Annotated in this window: 1 pseudogene; it reads left to right on the top strand. The window is 68.6% G+C overall.

What is annotated here, in order from left to right:
• Positions 1 to 982, top strand: a pseudogene (locus DVK07_RS19605) (polyphosphate kinase 1); the annotation flags it as partial.

Raw genomic sequence — 982 nt, 5'->3', positions numbered from 1 at the left:
GTTCCGCGTGACCCGCAATGCCGAGGTCAGGCGCAACGAGGACGTCGCCGAGGGGCTGATAGAGCGGATCGAGGACGTGCTCCGGCAGCGGCGCTTCGCGACGCTCGTCCGCGTCGAGATCGACGAGGACACCTCGTCCGCGGTCCGCGACCTGCTCGTCGAACACCTCGACGTCGACGACCGGGAGGTGTTCGAGCGGCGTGCCCCGCTGGCGCTCTCCGACTTCGAGAGCCTCTACGACCTCGACGCGCCGGCGCTGAAGCGCCCCGAGTGGACGCCCCAACAGCACCCGCGGTTCGTCGGCCTCGACCCGAAGCAGCCGGAGGCGCTGTTCGAATCGATCCGCGAGCGGGACGCGCTCGTCCACCATCCGTACCACTCGTTCACCGACACCGTCCAGACGTTCCTCGACGCCGCGGCGCACGACCCGGACACGCTCGCGATCAAGGCGGCGATATACCGGACCGCGCCGGACTCACGTGTACTCGGGAGCCTCATCGACGCCGCGAAGAACGGGAAGCAGGTCGCCGTGATGGTCGAGCTCAAGGCCCGGTTCGACGAGGAGAACAACCTCCGGTGGGTGAAGCGGCTTGAAGAGGAGGGGATCCACGTCGCGTACGGGACCGTCGACCTCAAGACGCACAGCAAGGTCGCGCTGGCGGTGCGCGAGGAGGACGACGACGTGCGGCTCTACTCGCACGTCGCGACGGGGAACTACCACTCGGGGACCGCGAAGGGGTACGTCGACCTCGGACTGTTCACCGCCGACCACGACGTCGGACAGGACCTCGTTCGGCTGTTCAACTCATTCACCGGCCACTCGCGCAATCGGAGCTACCGGAAGCTCCTCGTCGCGCCCGAGACCCTCCGTGCGCGGATCTACGAGCTGATCGACCGCGAGCGCGACCACGCGCTCGCCGGACGCGGGGGGCGTAACGTCGCGAAGATGAACGCCCTGGAGGACCCGGGCGTCGTCGAGCGG

The sequence above is a fragment of the Halorubrum sp. Atlit-26R genome (genome assembly GCF_003666015.1).
GTDB lineage: Archaea > Halobacteriota > Halobacteria > Halobacteriales > Haloferacaceae > Halorubrum.
Note: the sequence above shows the minus strand (reverse complement) of the source record. Positions and strands in the feature narration are given on the sequence as shown.